The 21,615-nt window shown below is 29.6% G+C and carries 18 protein-coding genes; 14 read left to right on the top strand and 4 right to left on the bottom strand.

Features of this window, described 5'->3' with window-relative positions:
• The first annotated feature begins 437 nt into the window (after nucleotides 1-437).
• The 8 genes from ACVHXK_RS08025 to rbr all read left to right on the top strand — a co-directional run bounded on the left by ACVHXK_RS08025 (nucleotide 438) and on the right by rbr (nucleotide 10,823).
• Entirely contained in the window at nucleotides 438-1,703 is a 1,266-nt protein-coding gene (locus ACVHXK_RS08025; protein ID WP_461205862.1) for a sensor histidine kinase, read from the top strand.
• A 129-nt stretch (nucleotides 1,704-1,832) separates the two neighbouring features.
• Nucleotides 1,833-2,273, top strand: a complete 441-nt coding sequence (locus ACVHXK_RS08020; RefSeq protein ID WP_461205861.1) for a CGGC domain-containing protein — start codon at nucleotides 1,833-1,835, stop codon at nucleotides 2,271-2,273.
• A gap of 458 nt (nucleotides 2,274-2,731) precedes the next feature.
• Nucleotides 2,732-5,011 carry a LacI family DNA-binding transcriptional regulator gene (locus ACVHXK_RS08015; protein WP_461205860.1) on the top strand — a complete coding sequence of 760 codons (2,280 nt, stop codon included), beginning with the start codon at nucleotides 2,732-2,734 and terminating at the stop codon, nucleotides 5,009-5,011.
• 215 nt (nucleotides 5,012-5,226) lie between these two features.
• On the top strand, nucleotides 5,227-5,661 hold the full coding sequence (locus ACVHXK_RS08010) for a MarR family winged helix-turn-helix transcriptional regulator (protein WP_461205859.1): 435 nt from the start codon (nucleotides 5,227-5,229) through the stop codon (nucleotides 5,659-5,661).
• Nucleotides 5,662-5,719: 58 nt separating this feature from the next.
• A complete protein-coding gene (locus tag ACVHXK_RS08005) occupies nucleotides 5,720-7,012 on the top strand; it encodes an ABC transporter ATP-binding protein (RefSeq protein WP_461205858.1) in 1,293 nt (430 codons plus the stop codon).
• Nucleotides 6,996-8,825 carry an ABC transporter ATP-binding protein gene (locus ACVHXK_RS08000; RefSeq protein WP_461205857.1) on the top strand — a complete coding sequence of 610 codons (1,830 nt, stop codon included), beginning with the start codon at nucleotides 6,996-6,998 and terminating at the stop codon, nucleotides 8,823-8,825. The genes ACVHXK_RS08005 and ACVHXK_RS08000 overlap by 17 nt, the downstream gene beginning before the upstream one ends.
• Before the next feature lie 188 nt (nucleotides 8,826-9,013).
• Complete coding sequence (locus ACVHXK_RS07995; RefSeq protein ID WP_461205856.1) at nucleotides 9,014-9,652, top strand: rubredoxin-like domain-containing protein; 639 nt, start codon at nucleotides 9,014-9,016, stop codon at nucleotides 9,650-9,652.
• Between the two features lies 1 nt (nucleotide 9,653).
• Nucleotides 9,654-10,823, top strand: coding sequence for a rubrerythrin (gene rbr / locus ACVHXK_RS07990; protein WP_461205855.1), 1,170 nt, complete (start codon nucleotides 9,654-9,656; stop codon nucleotides 10,821-10,823).
• Nucleotides 10,824-10,866: 43 nt separating this feature from the next.
• Here the strand turns inward: rbr and ACVHXK_RS07985 are convergent, their stop codons facing one another.
• Complete coding sequence (locus ACVHXK_RS07985) at nucleotides 10,867-11,424, bottom strand: TetR/AcrR family transcriptional regulator C-terminal domain-containing protein (protein ID WP_461205854.1); 558 nt, start codon at nucleotides 11,422-11,424, stop codon at nucleotides 10,867-10,869.
• Between the two features lie 234 nt (nucleotides 11,425-11,658).
• Between ACVHXK_RS07985 and ACVHXK_RS07980 the strand changes: the two genes are divergently transcribed.
• Entirely contained in the window at nucleotides 11,659-12,387 is a 729-nt protein-coding gene (locus tag ACVHXK_RS07980; RefSeq protein WP_461205853.1) for a DUF3298 and DUF4163 domain-containing protein, read from the top strand.
• 200 nt (nucleotides 12,388-12,587) lie between these two features.
• Here ACVHXK_RS07980 and ACVHXK_RS07975 read toward each other — a convergent pair whose 3' ends face one another.
• A complete protein-coding gene (locus tag ACVHXK_RS07975) occupies nucleotides 12,588-13,649 on the bottom strand; it encodes a glycosyltransferase (RefSeq protein WP_461205852.1) in 1,062 nt (353 codons plus the stop codon).
• A gap of 50 nt (nucleotides 13,650-13,699) precedes the next feature.
• On the bottom strand, nucleotides 13,700-14,695 hold the full coding sequence (locus ACVHXK_RS07970; RefSeq protein WP_461205851.1) for a phosphodiester glycosidase family protein: 996 nt from the start codon (nucleotides 14,693-14,695) through the stop codon (nucleotides 13,700-13,702).
• A gap of 216 nt (nucleotides 14,696-14,911) precedes the next feature.
• Between ACVHXK_RS07970 and ACVHXK_RS07965 the strand changes: the two genes are divergently transcribed.
• From ACVHXK_RS07965 to ACVHXK_RS07950, 4 genes are all read left to right on the top strand, one after another.
• Nucleotides 14,912-15,031, top strand: coding sequence for a prepilin-type N-terminal cleavage/methylation domain-containing protein (locus ACVHXK_RS07965; protein ID WP_461205850.1), 120 nt, complete (start codon nucleotides 14,912-14,914; stop codon nucleotides 15,029-15,031).
• A gap of 5 nt (nucleotides 15,032-15,036) precedes the next feature.
• The gene (locus tag ACVHXK_RS07960) at nucleotides 15,037-16,146 is read left to right on the top strand and encodes a polymer-forming cytoskeletal protein (protein ID WP_461205849.1); all 1,110 of its coding nucleotides are present in this window, start codon (nucleotides 15,037-15,039) and stop codon (nucleotides 16,144-16,146) included.
• 135 nt (nucleotides 16,147-16,281) lie between these two features.
• The gene (locus ACVHXK_RS07955; RefSeq protein ID WP_461205848.1) at nucleotides 16,282-17,820 is read left to right on the top strand and encodes a GGDEF domain-containing protein; all 1,539 of its coding nucleotides are present in this window, start codon (nucleotides 16,282-16,284) and stop codon (nucleotides 17,818-17,820) included.
• A 98-nt stretch (nucleotides 17,821-17,918) separates the two neighbouring features.
• Nucleotides 17,919-18,677 (top strand): carbon-nitrogen family hydrolase, encoded by a 759-nt coding sequence (locus tag ACVHXK_RS07950; RefSeq protein WP_461205847.1) that lies wholly within the window; start codon nucleotides 17,919-17,921, stop codon nucleotides 18,675-18,677.
• Between the two features lie 65 nt (nucleotides 18,678-18,742).
• Here ACVHXK_RS07950 and ACVHXK_RS07945 read toward each other — a convergent pair whose 3' ends face one another.
• The gene (locus ACVHXK_RS07945) at nucleotides 18,743-20,023 is read right to left on the bottom strand and encodes an MFS transporter (protein ID WP_461205846.1); all 1,281 of its coding nucleotides are present in this window, start codon (nucleotides 20,021-20,023) and stop codon (nucleotides 18,743-18,745) included.
• A gap of 465 nt (nucleotides 20,024-20,488) precedes the next feature.
• Here ACVHXK_RS07945 and ACVHXK_RS07940 point away from each other — a divergent pair, with 465 nt between their 5' ends.
• The gene (locus ACVHXK_RS07940) at nucleotides 20,489-21,277 is read left to right on the top strand and encodes a sulfite exporter TauE/SafE family protein (protein ID WP_461205845.1); all 789 of its coding nucleotides are present in this window, start codon (nucleotides 20,489-20,491) and stop codon (nucleotides 21,275-21,277) included.
• The last annotated feature ends 338 nt before the right edge of the window (nucleotides 21,278-21,615 follow it).

Raw genomic sequence — 21,615 nt, 5'->3', positions numbered from 1 at the left:
TACACAAAGTGCTTTTATGATAACAGATTCTTTGGACAATAACCGTTTTATGCATGGAACGTCTTTTTTTATGCATGAAACGTTTTTTTTATACATGGAACGACTTTTTTTAAGGGGGTTTATCTGATATAATTTAATTGCTGGAAAAAAAGGACGAACTTGTGATAAAAATTGAAATTTGTGACTATGATGTTTCTGAACTTTTAAATATCACAGCTATAATAAATGAATATAGGGAAAAGAAAATATTTAGCTAAGAGATTACATGTAGCTTCTTATAGGGTAGATGCGCTTAAACATTTACACAAGGATAAACTATTTTTTTATTTATATAGATAATTTTATTTTAACACTACGGTACCAGTAGCAAAGGCTAATTATATGGACTTAAAGGCAAGGTATATTGCACACACTTAGCAGAAGGATGGTGAATAAGTATGTTTATTGCATTAAATTATTTTAGCGTACTTATTTTCGGTATTTTGATTATGTCCTTTTTTCTTGACATAAAAATGAACAAGAAAAATGTATTAATTTTATCAGGGTATATAACGCTAGTTGCATTGGTACAGATTGCACTTTATTATGCTTGTGGTTGGGAATTTATAGAAAAATCATATCCTTTTATTGTTCATTTACCACTTGTTGTATTTTTTTGTATTTATTTTAAAAGACGACTTGATTCAGTATTATTTGTTCTTTTTACTGCATATGCTTTTACGGCCCCTAGAAAATGGATAGGAGATTTGGTAGCTTCGTTTTTAAACAACGATCCATATGTATCAATCTTAACCAAGATTATAGTGTCTGTAGTTTTGCTAGTTGTTATTTATATGTTTTTATGTCCCTATGTGACAAAGATAGTTAAATATTCAGGTAGCCGAATTATGATTTTAACTGTAATCCCCGCTATGTCTTATTTTATTACTTATGCCTCAACTGTATATACTGATGTGCTTTACAGTTCAAATGTTTTTGTGATTGGACTGTTAGGTCTAGGCTTAAATTTTTGTGTTTATACTTTTTTGATTGTTTACTTTAATGAATTAGCAAAAAGCTTTGAGTCACAAATTGAACAGACTGTACTTAAAATGCAGATGGAGGCTACTATAATTGAAATAGAAGATTATAAGGAATGCCAGAAACAAACTGCGATATTTAGGCATGACCTTCACCATCATATGAATTATTTAAACACTTGCATTCTAGAAAACAATACTGATGAAGCAATATCATATATTGCTAAAATTAACAGAGATGTAGAAGCGGCACAGATTATCCAATATTGTGAAAACGTTACTATAAATTTAATTCTATCTGCCTATGTTGGCCAAGGTAAAAACAAAAATATCAACATTGAGATTAATACTATTGTGCCAAAGGTTATTCCAATGAACTCAACTGATATTTGTGTAATTTTAGCTAATGGAATAGAGAACGCAATTAATGCCTGTAGTAATGTAGAAAATGAAAATGACAGAAACATAAGAGTGGATTGTAGGTTTAAAAATAAAAAGTTGGTACTTGAGATATGTAACACCTTTTCAGGTGAGATTGAGTTTGAAGAGGATATTCCTATAACTAGAGAGCAAAATCATGGATTTGGAGTAAAAAGTATCATAGCTATGGTTAAAGAATATCAAGGGTTTTATTCTTTTTCACAAGAAAGTGGCATTTTTACAATGCGGGTGATTTTACAATGACAAAATTTCAATGAAGGTAAAAAAGAATAAGTAAAGGCTGTTATACTTAAAGCGGCTGAAGATGAATTTTATATTAATGGAGTTATGTAAGAAACTTTATAATAATAATTTTAAAAGGGGACAAGATATATGAAGAAAATAGGTATTATTATTTGTGGACGTTATCAAAATTGTGGTGGAGGTAAATGTTTTAGAGCTTTAGAAGAACGTGTTGGAGGATTTTCAATTTATCCTAAGGATGAAGAAGTTAAAATTGTTGGTTATTCAAATTGTGGGGGTTGTCCAGGTGGAAATATCGAGTATGTTCCTGAAGAGATGATAAAGAATGGGGCAGAAGTTATACACTTAGCTACTGGCTTAATTGTTGGGTATCCACCATGTCCTAGTATTCATCAATTTAAGGAGTTTATTGAAAAACATTATGAAATACCTGTTGTAGTTGGAACGCATCCAATTCCTATGAATTATTTAAAAGACCATGAAAAAATGTCGTTTTGGGAAAATATGAAGATGAGTGATATTGCTGGAGAACTAATAAAAGAGAGTGAAGAGATAAAGAAAAGGTACTAGTACTAGAATTTCTTTAGGTATTGATGAAATTTTTTTGTAGGTTATTTATAATTTGTAAATAATTAAGTTTAGTATCTAATAATAAAAAAGGCTTTCTCAGAACAAATTCTGAGATTTTCTTTTTTGTTGTATTTTAGTAAAAATAAAATAAAACTAGTTAATAATAAGTTTTTATTTCTTTTGACTAGTTCGTTTGGTTACATCTAGCAAAAATCCATTGGGAATATGTATAAATAAAATGTTATAATGAAGTATAGTTGGAATTATACAGAAAGTAGACATAGTGCTGTTATGCTAAAAATAGAACAAAAAATAAGTTAAGACAAATCTACAATTTATGAGTGATGAGGCATATGCAAAATTTATTACTGATCATATAAATATTTAAGAGATACAGATGATTGGCATAGTTGAGAGGACAATTAAAAAGGTATGAAAACTATAGTGGAGGAAGTAATATGTTGCAACATGTTGATGGCTTTAATAAGGGGAAAAATATTCTAAAAAACGGGAAAAAAACTATAGCGGTATTAGGTGGTTCTTTATCATCTTCATATCAAGAAGGTATAATAAAAGGTGCTTCAGACGCAGTGATTGAAAAGGATTTCAATTTAATATGTTTTTTGGGTGGTCCACTTAATTCTCCAGATTTAACGTCACAATCAAGGGAAAGTATATTCCAATTGGTTGATACAAATTTAGTGGATGGTATTATTATACCTGCTAGTTCACATTTAAGATACCTTAACAAAGAAGATACTCTAGCTTTTATCGAAAAATTTTCTTCTGTTCCATTAGTTAATATTGGAGGTTATATAGAGGGAGTTGTAAATATTGTACCAGACTATGAGGAGGTATTATCTCAGTTATTTGAGCATCTTATTGATGAACATGGATATAAACGTATTGCTCTTTTTAGGGGGCCTAAAAATCATGCTTCATCGGAAGAACGTATGAGCATATATTTAAAACTGCTAAAAAAATATGGTATTCCAATTGATAGTAATTTAATTATTTATGGAGATTTATTAAGAGAAACTGCAAAATATTCAGTAGAGGAATTTTTTGACTTACGTAATGAAAAGTGTGATGTAATAATAGCAGTAAATGATAATCAGGCGTTAGGAATTATAGATAATTTAAAGGAAAGAGGATGTAGAGTACCTCAAGATATTGCTGTCATTGGAACAATGGGAATAGAGGAAGGGATTTTTTCAGAACCATCACTGACTACAATAAGGGAGCCATCTTATGAACTTGGAAGAGCTGCAGTATTTACTCTAGCAGATATATTAGCAGGAATAAAACAACCAACTGTAATAAAAATACCAACGGATTTAATAATAAGAAATTCATGTGGGTGTATACACGAAGTAGTAAAAAGTAAGCAAAAGGATATTTGTATAAATTTAGTCTTATTTGAAGATAAAAATAAGTTTCGTAGTTATATTTTTAATGATACAAAGAAAAAATGTACGGATATTCTTGTGAATTATCGGTGCATATCAAATTATAATGAAATTGATAATATATTGATTAAATTCTATTACGCCCTCATTCACGGGAAATATATTTCTTTTATTGACGAGTTAAGAGGCATACTTATAAATAGATTGAGGAAAACTGAAATATTAGCTTGGTTAGAAATTATATCTGTGCTTCAGTACAAGCTAATACAATTGCAGAAAATTAATGAAGATGGATATAAAATTTTGGAATTTTTAGAGGAGCTTTTAATACTAAAAGATGATATTCAAAATAAAGCTATTATATTCCAAAGCTATAAAGCAGATTATAATATTAGTTGCTTCAAAGAACTTACTTCTAATCTTAACGCATCATTTGACATTAATGCTATTGCAGAATATTGTGTTAAAATTTTTGATATAAAAGATTGTTTTATTTCGGTATATGACAATAGAGATACTGAAAATAGTGAGGCTGTAAATGTAATGATTATGAGAAATAAAAATATTGTAAATATTGATGAAAAAGATAAAAAATTTATTGCTAAATCTCTTTTACCTCAGTGTATAGAAGCTTATAATGAAAGGTATTCACTTTTAGTATTTCCTCTTTCCTTTAGAAAAGAACCATTAGGGTTTTTAATACTTAATCAAAGAAATAGAAAGGGTATTAATTATGAAAATATGCAGGTTAGTATTAGCGCAGCACTAAAAAATGAATTGCAAATTCAAAAACTAAAGGAAGAAGAAGAAAAAATTAAGAGTCTTGCATACTTTGATATATTAACTGGTCTTTCTAATAGAACTATGTTCCAAGATAAGCTTATTAATACAATTAGAATTTCACAAGAAAATAAAAATGAGTTTGCTTTGATGTTTTTAGATATAGACAAATTTAAACATATCAATGATACAATGGGACATGATTCTGGAGATTTGGTTTTACAAAAAATTGCTAAAATATTGATAGATTATATTGGGGAATATGGTTTTATAAGTAGATTTGCTGGGGATGAATTTACTATTATTTTAACGGAAGCAAAAGATAGGAAGAAAATTGGTGAAATTCTAGATAAAGTATTTAAAAAATTGATTTCACCTATAAACATATGTGGCAAAGATATTTTTATTACTATGAGCGTTGGAATAGCAATGTATCCTGAAGATGGAGTAGATTCAGTTAGTATACTTAAAAATGCTGATATAGCTATGTATAAAGCAAAGGATATTGATGGAAATAAATATCTTTTCTATGATAGAAATTTAAGTTAAGTAATTTTAATTTGCTTCAATATATTTAGCCAGCTTATGCAAGTTGGTTTTTTTATGTTTAAAATCTCTATTATATTGATGAAAAATCATTTACATACAGGTATTGATTTGTAAATATAAGTATGTTAATATATTTTACAAAAGGTTAGCCGGCAAAGTGTATTATTTTTATTGGTTAATAATATTTGAGAGCTACTTAAGGAGTGAACAATGATATGAATGAAAATGAAGAAGAAAGAGAACTATATCATCTTTTTCTGTATGTTTCTAAACTTACATTTAATAAAACACATAATCAACTTGAAAAAATAGGATTATACAGAGGACAACCACCATTGTTATTTTCATTATGGGATAAAGATGGTAAGAGTAGAAGTGAACTTTGCAAGATACTTGATTCAAAGCCGGCTACTATTACTAAAATGATAAAGAGGCTAGAAAAATCTGGTTTTGTTGTTAGCAGGCAAGATGGACAAGATTCAAGAGTTTCAAGGGTATTCCTTACTACCAAGGGTAAAGAGATAAGAGGCGAAGTTGAGGAAATTTATAAGAATTTAGAAAAAGAAGCATTCTATGGGTTTTCCGATAAAAAAAGAGAAATACTTAGAGAATTATTGCTTCTTATGAAGTCTAATTTGAAAAATGATTAGATAGAAAGGAGAATAGATATGACAAAATTAATGAAATATTTAATACCATACTTATTATTTGCAATTCTTGCCCCAATTAACGATAATCCTTGCAATAGTAGTTCCTGCAATAACAGTATGCATAGTTATTGTAATAAAGAAAGGATATCCACTATTTATGAAAGTGCAGAGTAGTTTAGATAAAGTTAATAAAGTTATGCAAGAAAATCTCTCAGGTATAAGGGTAGTCAAAGCTTTTGTGAGAAAAGATTTTGAAGAAGAAAGATTTAGAAAAGCTAATGATAACTTAATGGATATCACAGTAAAGGCTACAAAAACAGTTTCGCTTATTACGCCTGTTATGATGCTTTTATTAAATTTAGGAATGATAGCAGTAGTCTGGTTTGGTGGAATTGAAGTTAAGGATGGTAATTTACAAGTAGGAGAGGTAATGGCATTTATAAATTATCTTTTGCAATTATTAATGGCACTTATGATGGTAGCTACAATTTTTATGAGGGTTTCTAGAGCGGAGGCTTCTGCTAGTAGAATTCTTGAAGTATTAAATACTAATGAGGATATTGTTGATGCAAAAGATAGCCACGAGATTAAGGAAACTAATGGACAGTTAGAATTTCACAATGTATATTTTAGCTACGGTGAAAATGAAAAAGATGAAGTTTTAAAAAATGTCAGCTTTACAGCGAGTAGAGGTGAAAAAGTAGCTATTCTTGGGGCTACAGGTTCTGGCAAAACAACGCTTATAAGTCTTATTTTAAGACTTTATGATATTGATGAAGGTAAAATAACATTAGATGGAAAAGATATTAGAAAAATAAAAATAAAATCTTTAAGAAAAAGTATAGGAATTGCAATGCAACAAACAATACTTTTCTCTGGCAGTATAGCCGATAATATACGTTATGGTATTCCACAAGCATCATATGAAGAGGTACAAGAGGTGGCAAAAATAGTACAAGCAGACGATTTTATAAGTAAAATTGAAAATGGTTATGAAACAACATTAGGACAAAGAGGAGTTAATTTGTCAGGTGGACAAAAACAGCGTATTGCTATAGCAAGAGCGTTAATTACAAAACCAGCTATTCTTATTTTAGATGATAGTACTAGTGCTGTTGATGTAAAGACAGAAGTTCTTATTCAAAATGCACTTAAAGAAAAATTTAAAAACACAACTGTTCTAATGGTTGCTCAGAGAATAAGTAGTGTTCTAGATGCAGATAAAATATTAGTACTTGCAGAAGGTAAAATTGTTGCTCAGGGTAAACATGACGAACTTATTAAATCTAATGAAGTATATAAGGATATTTATAAATCGCAATTAGGTGAGGTTGGTGAATATTTTGGGTAATAATAAAAATGAAGTTAAAGAAGTTAGTATGCCTATGTTTGAAAGAAGAGGGCCAGGTCATAGAAACGTGGAAAAAGTTAAAGTAAAAGATGCAAAAAGAACTTTGAAAAGAATTTGGACATACATGAAAAGACAGAAAATAAAATTGATTATTATACTATTGATTGTAACTATAACAACATTGCTTGGTCTTTTAGGAACATATCTTATAGCAAAGGCTATTGATGATTATATTGTACCGAAAGTATTAGATGGACTAATAAAAATAATAATATTAATGGTTGCTATACAAGTTACAAATGCAACGTTAACATTATTTCAAACATATATCATGGTAGGAATTTCTCAAAGGGTTGTAAGAGACCTTCGCTTCGATTTGTTTTCAAAATTTCAGACATTGTCTTTAAGATTTTTTGATAAGAAATCTAATGGAGAACTTATGAGTAGGCTAACTAATGATATTGAAAACGTAAGTAATACACTAACGCAGAGTGTAACACAGCTTATTTCAAGTGTACTAACAGTTATAGGCGTTACTATAATAATGCTTATTTTAAATTGGCCACTAGCCATTATAACTATTCTTACAATCCCACTTAGATTAATAATGACTAAATTTATTACAAATCATACTAGGGAGAGCTTTAGAGCTAAACAGAAAAATTTAGGGTCTCTAAATGGTATGGTTGAAGAAACATTGACAGGTCATAGAGTTGTAAAAGCATATTGCAAAGAAGAAGAAATGATAAAAGATTTTAAATCTATTAATAAGAAGTTAAAAGAGGCATCTGTAAAAGCAGAGATTTTTGGTGGATTTATGGGCCCTGGAATGAATTTAATAAACAATCTAACCTTTGCTATTATAGCAGGATCTGGTGGATATATGTCTGTTAAAGGACTGGTAAGTGTGGGGATTATTGCAGCATTTTTGAATTATTCAAAACAATTTGGTAGACCTTTAAATCAGATTGCAAATTTGTATAATACTATACAATCAGCCATAGCAGGTGCTGAAAGAGTATTTGAGATTATGGATGAAAAGCCAGAATTAATCGATAAACAGGATGCATTAGATTTAAAAGAAATCAATGGTGAAGTAGTATTTAATAATGTAAGTTTTGGTTATGATAAAAATGTGAAAATATTAAAAAATGTTAATTTCGAGGCAAAAAAAGGTGACACTATAGCTTTAGTAGGCCCAACGGGAGCTGGTAAAACAACAATAATCAATCTTCTTACACGATTTTATGATATTGATGACGGGGAAATTTTAGCTGATGGTATTAATATAAAAAATGTAAAAAAAGATAGTTTAAGAAAAAATCTTGGTATTGTATTACAAGATACTTATCTTTTTTCTGAAACTGTAAGAGAAAATATAAGATATGGTAGATTAGATGCTAGCGATGAGGAGGTTGAAGAGGCTGCAAAGCTTGCAAATGCAGACCGATTTATTAGACATCTTCCACAGGGTTACGATACTATTCTCTCAGAAGAAGGAAGTAATTTAAGTCAAGGACAAAGACAGCTGTTGGCAATCGCAAGAGCTATACTTAAAGATCCTTCCATACTGATACTTGATGAAGCTACTAGTAGTGTTGATACTAGAACGGAAGTTCATATTCAGCAAGCAATGCTTAACCTTATGAAAGGACGTACTAGCTTTGTAATTGCACATAGACTTAGTACTATAAGAGATGCTGATACTATTTTGGTAATTGATAATGGTGAAATTATAGAAAGAGGAACACATGAAACTTTATTAGAGAATAAAGAATTTTATTATAATTTATATACTAGTCAATTCAGGTAATGAAAAGTGAAAATTAGTTAAGAATACTTTTTGATTAATATAAGTTACAGATATTATTTTTGTAACTTGAATATAGATTTTTTATATAAGATAATAAAAGTAATAGATAGAACCTGAGTTTTCATTGACTAAGGGTTAAGGCGCATAATCAACGTCTTTAAATATTTTATTAATTAAGGAGGTCTGATATGAAGAAGTACGTTTGTACAATATGTGGGTATGTATTTGATGAAGAAAAAGAAGGAAAACTATGGGAAGACCTTCCCGAAGATTGGCTTTGCCCTTTATGTGGGGCATCTAAATCAGAATTTGAATTACAGGGACAAGCAACCGCTAACAATGTAACTAAAGTTGATTATGTAATGGATGAAGATCTAAGAGAATTAAAGCCACATGAAATGGCTACGATATGTTCAAATTTGGCCAAGGGATGTGGAAAACAATATTTAGATTTGGAAGCTAAAGCTTTTTTGCAACTTGAAGAGTATTTTAATAAAAAAAGCTTAGCTAGAAGCGAAGCTATTATTAGTGATTTTATTAAAAACATTAATGATGAAATTAGCGGTGAATATAAAGAGGCCAATGCAATAATTGATGAAACAGAGGATAGAGGTTCAAAAAGAGCTTTAGTTTGGAGTGAAAAAGTAACTAGAATGTTAAAGTCTGTTTTAGATAGATATGAAGTAGAGGGCGATTCTTATTTAGAAAATACAAAGATATATGTTTGTGAAATCTGTGGGTTTATATATATTGGTGATGATTTACCAAAGGTATGCCCAGTTTGTAAGGTGCCTAATTTCAAATTAAGAGAAGTGGGGAGGGACTAAAATGCATGCATATAGAAATATAGAGTTATGTACAAAAGATTGTTTGTGTTTGTATGTATGTCCAACTGGAGCTACAGACACAGAAACAGGTCAAATAGATTTTGAAAAATGTATTGGTTGTGGTAAGTGTGCAATGGCTTGTCCATCAAAAGCTATAACAATGATACCTAAAGAATATCCAAAACAACAAGATAAGAAAAATTCAGTAGTTAATGCTTTAAGGAAAATCTCGGACAATAAAATTGAGCAGGAGCAACAGGCTAGAATTTTAGCTAAAATAGAGAAAAATCCTATAAAGAAACAGTTATTTCAAGCAGTAGCTCAATCAAATAGGATAATGGCTGAAGATATAATTCGTGAATCTGGGTATATGATTCCACAGAGTGGTAATGTAAACAAATTCTTAAATTCATTAATGAAATCAGAAGATAAAGAATTACCAAAAGAAGCAGTAGAATTATTATTAAACAAACTAAAATTTAATGAGAAAGAGGAGATTAACAATATGGCAAATATTGAAAAGTGGAAATGTAGTGTGTGTGGATACGTACATGAAGGACCTTTAGAGGATGATTTTATTTGTCCAGTATGTAAGCAACCAGCTTCTGTATTTAATAAAATAGAAGAAGATAATAAAAATAAATATGCAGGAACAAAGACTGAGAAGAATTTGCTAGAAGCATTTGCAGGGGAATCTATGGCAAGGAATAAGTACACTTATTTTGCCAAAGTTGCTAGAGAAGAAGGTTATGATCAAATTGCAGGAATATTTGAACATACAGCTCGTAATGAGCAAGAACATGCCAGGGTTTGTTTTGAAGAATTAGGTCATATAAATTCGACAGCAGAGAATTTACTCTATGCAGCTGAAGGTGAAAATTATGAATGGACTGACATGTATGACAGATTTGCAAAAGAAGCGGAAGAAGAAGGATTCAAAGGATTAGCAGAACGTTTTCGCAGAATAGCAGCTATTGAAAAAGCTCACGAAGAAAGATACCGTAAATTACTTGATAATGTAGAAATGAAGAAGGTTTTTGAAAAGAGTGAAGAAACAATGTGGGAATGTCGTATATGTGGTCATTTAGTTATTGGTAAAAAAGCACCTGGGGCATGCCCAGTATGTGGATATACTCAAAGTTACTTTGAAGTTAGAAAAGAAAATTATTAATACACTATAAATGTTAAATAGGTAGTGCGAAAGCACTGCCTATTTAACATTTATTTTCTATTTCAAATTTCACTTCTTTTGGCATTAAATCTAGTAACATATCAGCCGTTTTTTCAGAGGGAATTAAAGCGCCATTGTTTAACCAGTCTATTGTAGTTTGGACTACTCCATGACAAAAAAACTCTAAAGCAAATTTGAATTCTACTGATTGATTGTCAATAGGAGTATTGGTATTTTCGTATATCTTTTTGGACAGAGAATTAAAAATTCTATAAAATTCGTGATCTGCTAGTGAATTTTGACCTTTATATCTGTAGGCATTTTTAAGAACATGAGAATATTCTTTATAAAAATCACATTTTTTAACTAAATTATCATGAATCCCTTTTAAGGTATTAGTATCAGTAAATAATGTTTCTACTTTTTCGTCATAAAACCAATTAATTACATCGTACTTATCCTTGAAGTGTCTATAAAAAGTTTGTCTAGTTATGTTTGAAGCTACAGCGATATCCTTAACAAAAATATCATTCAAATTTTTAGTTGTCATTTGATTAATTAATGTATTTACAATATGTAATTTAGTATCATTGCTTTTCATAAACTCATCCTTTTTATAATTATAATTAACTTTATGATTTTTTCAATATGAGTAGAAAGGGAGGTGTTTCTCTATTTATTATAGCATATGCCAATAACAATATAAATAAAAATAATTACTTTACATAATTTGTAATTATTTTGATACGTATCTGTAATATTTTTGTTTGTTTTACTACTAATTAACTTGATATAATAATGTAAGAATAAATATTATTATAAAAGGAGATTTATAATGAATAAAAAAACCATATTGTTATTAAGTGTTTTTACAACTGGTATTTTGCTATTCACAGCTTGTGGTAATGATGCGAGCAATAATACAGGAAATACAGGAAATACTGTTACTGCAGAAGAGCAAGAAGATGTAGATACAAATAATTCTTCTGAAAAAGATGATTATGAATTAAAAGACATAAAAAATGTGGGAATTAATGGTAACTTTGAATATGATATAACTTACCCTGAAGTTTCAGGTATAACTAATGTAGAGGTCCAAGGAAAAATTAATAATCTTATTAAAGAAAAGTTTGCTATAGATGAATCATCTATAGATGATTCGAAAGAAACGTATACTATTACTTATAAAACACAACAAAAAACTAGTGAAATATTAAGTTTAGAAATTAATTCCTCACTCTATTTTGATGGAGCAGCTCATCCTAATAATGCTATTGATGCCATTACTATTGATATGAAAACAGGCGAAGAAATCAAACTTCAGGATTTATTTAAAGCTGATGTAGATTATGAAACTTCTTTAAATGAGATATTAAAGAAAAGAATGGAAGAAACAGAGTACCAATTATATGAAGAGTATAATGGAATAGAAGAAAATCAAAGTTTTTATCTAACAGATTCAAGTATAGTTTTCCTATATAGTGAAGGGGCTTATGCTCCATATGCAGTAGGTAATATTTATTTAGAAGTAGGCTTTGATGAAGTAAATGAACTCCTTAAATAAATGTTAATACTTTGAATTATATTTAGAAATATTAGAAATATTAGAAAGCAAGTTAGTCTGCAAGCTTCTAGCAAAAATCAATTTTTATTTTTGCTAGAAGCTATAATAGGCGAACTTGCTTAATTTTTTTCTGAAAATGATATTGTAGTTGGAGTTTAACTAAATTACTTTTGTTGCACAACCATATTATTAGCAGTAAATTAACCTATTTTTCTAGCGGGGCAATTTTTAGAAAATAATTTAACATCATTAGTGAAAACAAATTTTCTTTGAGCCCAAAAACTAAAGGTAAATATAATTATTTCGGCAAGAAGTTTTGAAATAATTAAGTTTATTTCTATAACTTCATTGAACATATGGATTATTCCATAGTTTCCCATCATAACAAAGAAGGCAAGAATAAAGTATTTTGGCAGAGATTTTTTAACTGTAGAATTTTTGAATTTTGAAAATACGAAAAATTTATTTATAGTGTAATTAAATATAGCACTGAAAATTCTTGCACCCACTACTGCAATTAAGAGATTTGAAGTTAAAAATTGTAGTAGTACAACTAAAACAAAGTCTAATATACCTGATGTTATCGAGGAAAGACTAAATTTTACTATAGGGAAATACACCTTTGCAGAATCTCTAAATGTACGAAAATGTGAAGATTTATTTTCTTCTAGGTAAATAGTTTCTATATCAATTTCTTTGAAACTATAGCCAGATGGGGCAGCTTCTAAAAGTTGGTTCATTTCGTATTCAAAACGGTCTCCTGAAATTTCATAAAGCCACTTAAGCATATGAGGAGGAAATCCTCTAAGTCCTGTTTGTGTATCATATACCTTTACTCCACTTGCAAAAGAGAAGACACCTCTAGTCATACTATTTCCAAAAGAACTTCGCAAAGGTACATTGCCGGTAAAACGTCTGCTACCTAATATTATATTGTTATCATATACATTGATTTCTTTTGCAACTCTTATAATATCTTCTGGTGAATGTTGACCATCACAATCAGCAGTTATAATTCCTTCCTTTTCTGCTAGAGTTTCTATATATTTAAAACCTACTTTTAGGGCATATCCTTTACCTCTGTTTATATCTTCAGTAATGACTGTACACCCTAATTCTCGTGCAAGGTCAAATATGTTTTTATAGTCTTTTCCACTTCCATCATCTACAATAACGATATTGTAATTACATTTTAATTTCAATTTTTCTATCAGATTTATCATTCGCATAGTTGGTTCATAAGCTGGTATTAGTATTATCATAATATAACAACTCCTTTCAATTTAAGTATTTTGATTTTATACTTATAAAACTATTCTGTTATAAAAATTATATCGCTGACGCTTCGCTCTTCCCCTTTGCCAAGGGGGTCATTTACTACATTCCCCATAAAGTACATTGTTGAAGAACCGCCTCCATCTAAATTGTAGGCCTCAGTGCAACCTAGTTCATCAAAAACATTTGCAAATTCTGATAGGGTCATACCTTTGCTATATCCTGTATCTCTTCCATCCACTACGATGAAAACAAAATGATTAGGTTCTATCATACCTATGCCTGTTCTAGGATTTGAACCGTCGATTGTACGGTTTCCAAAATTGCTGTCTATCTTAGTGTCTGTAAAGTCTTTAGTAACCTCTCCATCTGAGATAAGTATAGGGCCAAAAGAGTAAGTATTTGTAACTCCCATATCTAGTAATTCTTCAGAAGATACTTCTTCTTCATCATAGGTTAGTAAACTACCGTCGGTATAAAATGCAGCACCAGTTCTAGTAGGAATATCTCTATAGAGCACTCCGTTACGTATCAAAACTCCATCGCTTCTAAATCCATAATAGTCTCCGTTTATAGCAAAAATTGCATCATTATTTTCGGCTATTTCTGAGGTAGTCTCTACAATATTGCTACCGAATGCATTTTTTGCAAAGGCAGAATTAAGATATGTAGAATCTTCAAGTATAATATCCGCAACAAAATAAGTTATCTTGTCACTACCAGAGCCAGTTTCAATTTTTTCAATATTTATTTCAATATTATCGCTTTTATAGGTAGAGTCATCATAATAGATATTATTTGAAGTTGTGGTAGCATCAGTATCAGAATCGATGCTGTCTATAGTAGTATCAGTGGTATTGGTATCAGCAAAAGTATTTATAGAAGTAGGCTCTACTACTACTTCAACTTTTTCAATTAAATATCTGTCAGCGAGAGCATATAGTATGATTGCAATTAGTAGCATTACAGTTGAAGAAATTATTATTATTTTTTTATTTACTTTAGTATTCAATCTATTTTTGATTTTAATCATCTCCTTAGAGCGAATTGTTTTTTTAGTATAGTTATATATTAGTTTAGTAGGCTTAAATTAACCTTAAAAAAATAGTAAATTCAGTAATAGATAACTTGACACTATTGACGAAATATGTCGATATGATATCATGATATTAACAACAATAAAGTTATATTAAAGATATACTAAAATATAGAAGGAAATCTATTAAATTTTCGACTAAATATTGAGGGGTTGATTATTATAATCTGGAAACGGAAATCAAAAGGTCTTACGCTACTAGAATTGATAATTAGTATAGCTTTACTCGCCATAATAATTATTCTTAAGAAGATGGAGATACATCAGTTTTAGGGGAGATGGTGATTTACGCAGGAAAATTAACTATAAAAAACAATACAATAATAGATTCGAGTGGAGTACTATATATAGATGGTGATGCCACAATTGGATATAACAACGAGTTCAAAGGGAGCATAGTTGCTAATGGAGAAATTAAAATAGGGAAAAATAAAAGTTTAACAATGGGTGATGGTGGAACTATAAAAGGGAATTTGCATGCCATTGGCAAAGTAGATATTGGCAAAGATGGAACCTTAACAGGTGATATAAAAACTAATGATGAAATAGATGTTGGGGATGGTAAAGTCATATATGGTGATTTGTATGCAGATAAAAAAGTAGACATTGGTAGTAATGGAAGCCTAACAGGAAGTATACAAACTAATGATGATATTACAATCGGAAACAATAAGTCTATATTAGGTGATTTATATGCCATGGAAAAGGTAGACATAGGTAACAACGGAAGTTTAACAGGAAAGATAGAAACTAATGATGAGATAATAATCGGTACATCTAAAAATATTGATGGCGATTTATTTGCAATTAAGGATATAACGCTTAAAAATAATAGTATTATTAATGGAAATGTTATTACTAATGGAAGTATAAAGACATCTAATAATGTATCTATAAATGGTGATCAAACTGAAAACGCAAACCTTGATAACTATTCTGAAATTGAGCCTGTTAGTTTTTCGTTAGAATACTTAGATTTAGTAGATATTACTATACCTAATATGGAATTAAAAGTAGAAAGCTTTTATAATAGCAACGGTTACTACAATTTAGATTCCGATACTACGAATAATTATTCAAGTTATAGAAAATTTTATTCAGAAGATGATGTAGACAAAGATATATTTACAAAGATTCATAATTTTCCATCTGAAGAAATTATAATAGTAAGTAAAGGTGATATTAATATCGATTCCTATAATCAATTAAAGGGAGTGCTTGTAGCTGAGGGGAATATCACACTAAAAAACATACAAGGTTTTGAGGGTATTATAATTTGCAACGGAGAATTCAAGTATGAAAACGCATATGGTACTATTACATTAACAAGTATAAGTGACTATTTTGATTCAGCGGATGAGTATCCTTTTATTATGACAAATCCTTAATTAACAATAACGATAAAATTATTAAGGGTTTCTTTGTTAAAGGGTAAGATATAAATGATTTTCTTGATGCTCCAAAGGCGACGAAATTGGCTAAAATATGATATAATAAATTTAGTAGATTTTGGGAGGAATACCATGAGAAAATATATGAAATACATTTTAGCATTTGCTCTATTTATAATTATTTTTCTTTTTCAAACGTTTCTTTATCATCCACGTGGAATCGAAATTGCAAAATGGCAAGTTGCTACTTGGGATACTATGAATGATTCTGACTCATTTATTGCCCCTTTCAATTATGGTGTAACTAAGTCAGGGATCTACTATCTTTCTAGTCAGTTTGACGAAAATATGGAATTATATGATTCTATTTATATACAAAAACCTCTTGGATATGCATTTGAAGTATATTTTAATGAAGTTATGATTTACTCACAAGGAGATATGGACTACCCCACAGCTAATTTGTGGAATACATCATATTTAATAACAATACCTGAAGCATTAAAACAAAAAGAGAATTCTATTGAGATGAAAGTTTATGCACTTCACGATGTAGGTTTTATTTCTATACCAAGCTTAGTATTGAAAGATGATATTCATTGGGTCAATCTTCTTCAGAATATTTATACTAATTTTTTCAATGATATATGTATTGGAATATGTATTTTTTTGGGTATTATATTGCTATTGTTTTCTAAACATAATTATACACACAAAATATCTTATCAGTTACTTGCAATGGCTGCCTTTTTCTATGCAATACATAGTTTAGATTATAGCTATAGGCTATTTACGGGTTCATTAACTTCATATTTCATCTTTCGCAAAATAATTATATCTTCCTTTGTTATTGCTCTATATTTGTTAATATATGGTTTGAATACTTATTTTTATAATGTAAGACTTCCTAAATATGTACATATACTTTTTATATTGAGCTTGATGCCAATATATGCGGCACAAAACTATATATGTCTTAATAATATTAAAATATATTACTATATATTTGCACTTATAGGAATTATATTCCTAATAATAGAAGTATATGTTCGCAGAATTACACAGCTACAGTTTTCTATTTCCTTTCTTAGTCTTACTTTAATTCATAATTTTATATTATTTATATTTAATATTGCTGAACCGGCATTTTTTAATATTGGTATTTTTGTTTTGCTTATTGGAATTACCTATTCTCTTATTATGGAATATTCAGAAATTGCACAAAAGAACAATTTTCTGAGCCATAAAGTAATCACAGATTCTTTAACCAATGCTTATAATAGGGAATTTATTAATAGTGTACAATGTACTCCGGGCGACATTATAATGTTTATTGATTTGGATAATTTTAAAAAGTACAATGATGCATATGGGCACCAGGCTGGTGATACACTACTTATTTCATTTACAAATTATGCAAAAAAATTGTTACAATGTGAAGATTATTTTATACGCTATGGTGGGGATGAATTTATCATCATTAAGAAAGATGCTACGCCTGAAACTGGCAGCACTATTACTAGGGAACTAGATGAATTTGCCCATAGCATCAATGAATTTGGTGGTATATCCTATGGAGTTTTTCCTTACGAGCAATCAATTTTTAATACTATGCAAGAGGCTGATAAACAAATGTATCAAATGAAAGCTGGCAAGAAAGATAAAAAATAACTATAGAATCAAATGCTCAATGCATTAGAATTTGAAGAATTTATTGCAAAGTAATATCATGTAACGTACAAAACAAAGAATAAAAGAGAGGTATAAAAATGAAAATAGCTATAGCTCAAACTGATATAAAATTTGAAGAAAAAATATATAATTGGGAAAAAGCCAAGGAAATAGTAAGAGAAGCAAAGAACAATAAAGCCGAATTAGTAGCTTTCCCAGAAATGAGTTTTACAGGATTTTCAATGAATATTTCAGAAACCAGCGAAAAAAATTGCGAAACGCTGGAATTCATGAAAAAATGTGCTTTAGAAAATGGGATAGCTATAGCAGCGGGTTGGGTTAATAAGTGCAAAGATAAGGCTGAGAATCATTATTCTGTAGTTGATAAAGCGGGCAAAATTATCTCGGATTATGTAAAAATCCATCCATTTACTTATGGAGGAGAAGATGAGTTTTTTATTGCTGGTGATAAGATAACCAATGTTGATTTTATGGGAAGAAAGATTTGTACTTTTATATGTTATGATCTAAGATTTCCTGAAATATTCCGTAGAGTTGTGGATGAGGCCGATATTATTATTATACCTGCAAATTGGCCTGCAACCCGTGATACACACTGGCGAAGTCTTTTGCAAGCTAGGGCAATTGAAAATCAATGTTATATTGTAGGTGTAAATTGTGTTGGCAATCAGCAAAATATTCATTATTGTGGCAGTAGTTGTGTTATCAACCCGAATGGTGTGTTTTTGCAAATTGCTAGTGAACATGAAAGTTTGTTTTTAGTTGATATACGGGATGATGTTGATAAATATCGCGAAGAATTTCCTGTTTTGAAGGATAGAAAGAATTGGGTTTGATAGAGTCTTTGAAAAAACAAGAATTGATATCTTAATTGATATCAATTCTTGTTTTTTATAATAAGTTAATCTTCTACATCAAAAGCTTCCAATTTACTCTCTTTTTTGATGGGCATAGAATCACCGTGTTTTACAAAAAATAGAGGGATAGCTGATAGGGCAATAAAAATAGCTCCATAAGGGAATAAGGTCCAATAGCCAACATATTGTAATAAAAGACCCGATAGAATAGGCGTAACTATTTGAGAAGACATAGATGCAGTATAATAAAAACCAGTGTATTTTCCTATGTCAGAGCCCTCACTTAAGGATACTATCATAGGATATGAATTAACATTAATAGATGCCCAACCAATACCTGCTAGACCAAATAGGAATAATATGATAATGCTAAAGGATTGGAAGAAACCGGCGATTAAAAATGCAAGACTTAACATAAAAATACCTATAAAAATAGTTTTTTTACGGCCTATTTTTGTAGCAATATTTCCTATTGGTATAAAGGCTATTAAAGCTACTACTTGAGCAACAATTAATGCATAGGCATATAAACCACCGTCCAAATTCCATTTGACAACGGCATATTTTGAATAAGCACTTATTATTGCATTATAACCAAAGAACCATAAAAATATTGCACTTAGCATAAAGATTAAACTCTTTCTTTTTTCAGGTGATAGTTTGGATTTTGTTATAGTCTCTTTTTTTTCGGTGAAACCATTTTGATTTTCAATTTGCTCTTTCTCAGCATTGAATTTTTTTTCATCTCCAAAGATGGAAAGAATAATAACACCTAATAACATTATGATGGCAACGCTTACAAATAATATTAAATAGCTAGGATTATCTCCTTTAGGTACTAATAATGCAATTAATACAAGGGCAATAATACCACCAACTGTACCCATTAAATTAATAATAGCATTAGCTTTTGAAAGCAATGGTTTTGGTGTTATATCTGGCATTAGAGCAACGGCAGGTGAACGATAAGTGCTCATAGCTAGTAAAACTATACCCAAAAATATAACAAAAGGTACAAAAGTAGTTGGTGTATTAAATATTACTAAAAATATCATAGAAATAACAGCTGTGATTGTACCGAACAAAATGTACGGTTTTCTTTTACCAAACTTTGAATTTGTTTTGTCAGATAGCATACCAAAGAGTGGAAGCATAAATAGAGCTAGGACATTATCAGCTCCCATAATAGCACCGGCTAAAGCTTCATTCATGTCAAATGTTGTTTTTAAGATGAGAGGTATAACATTGTTATACACCTGCCAAAAAGTACAGATTGTCATAAAGGCCAGACCAATTAAAACGGTTCTTTTCGTGTTTAATTTCATATTCAGTCTCCTAACAAATTATTTGATTTTTTAAAGCTTAAACATAATCGATATATAGTACCTATATATATAAATTATAACATTTTATCGAAATAATGCATGTAAAATTTAAATTAAATTATTCGATTAAATTTCTTTGTTTTTACATAATAAAACTGTTGGAAATTTGCTTATGGCATAGTGAATTTAAAGTTTTTTAAGATTATGTTTATGGACATAAGTTGAAAATATTTTCTAAAAAGAATATAATTTGGAGTATAAGTTATTTTTTATAAGCATTATTTATATATGAAGAATATGGAGAAATGTATGGCAATTAGCAAGGGATATAAGAGAGCACTTTGCTGGTCAGAAAATCTGTTAATATAAAATTTCATGAATGAAATAGCTAGCTTTTTTAAACTAGCATATGTGCTAAAAAATCTTGATAATTTGAATGCATCCAATTAGGGTGAGGTGACTGAAATGAATTCAGTGCTAATAATTAGTATAATAATATTGATTATTGCAATTACCATGTCTATGGTAGGAAAAGGTGGAGGTAATTTTTACGTATTAACCATGGTGCTAGCTGGGGTTTCAATGCATAATGCAGCTACTACATCACAGCTTATAATGATGGGAACAGCAATTACCTCAATGATTGTTTTCAATAAACATAAAAAAGTTGATTGGAAACTAGCATTGATTATTGATCCACCTACGGATATTATGGCTTTTGTTGGAGGGTATTTCGCTGGAAATATTGAAGGAACTACTTTAAAATTAATGTTTGCTATATTATTAATAGTAATATCAATTTTTATGTTTATTCCAGTGAAAGAAAAACCTATAGAGCAAAAGAAAAAATTTGGTTATTGGAATAGAACTTTCGGTGATTATAAATATACCGTTAATTTATGGGTTACGCTGCCTATTACAGCTGCAGTAGGTTTTTTTGCTGGTGCAATTGGAATTTCAGGAGGAGCTTTTAAAATTCCTCTTATGGTTATGCTATGCGGAATACCTATGGAAATAGCTGTGGGAACTTCATCAGCAATGGTTGCAGCTACAGCTTTGATGGGATTTATAGGACATAGTATTAATGGTGATTTTAATCCTCAGTTAGCTATACCACTTACTATTGTTGCAATAATTGGAGGATTAATAGGAAGTAAATATGCTATTAAAAGCAAACCTAAAAACTTGAAAAAAATCTTTGCTGTAACAAATCTATTAGCAGCAATAACTATGATAATCAATATTCTTAAGTAAGTTGATATTAAATATGGAATAAAGATTGAAGATGTAATTGAATAAATAGTAATTATTAAGCCAGTTTTTTGATGTAAAAGTCATTTTGACTGGTTTTTTATCTGTTATTGGAAAATATTTATAATGAATTTATTGACATAATTGGAATGGGGGGGGGTAAAATGATGAATGTAGATAAGCTTGTCTATGTTTTTGATTAATAGGCCTATGTAATTGCAAAGATTAAAAAAAATTATTTGGTAATGATTAAAAATTAAAACTTCCCTATTTTTATTTATAAATAAGAATGGGGAAGTATGAGATTATTAGAAGTATATGTTATCTAAATAGTTAAGGAG

The sequence above is a fragment of the Clostridium sp. DL1XJH146 genome (assembly GCF_054819755.1).
This window is presented reverse-complemented; position numbering and strand designations above follow the sequence as displayed.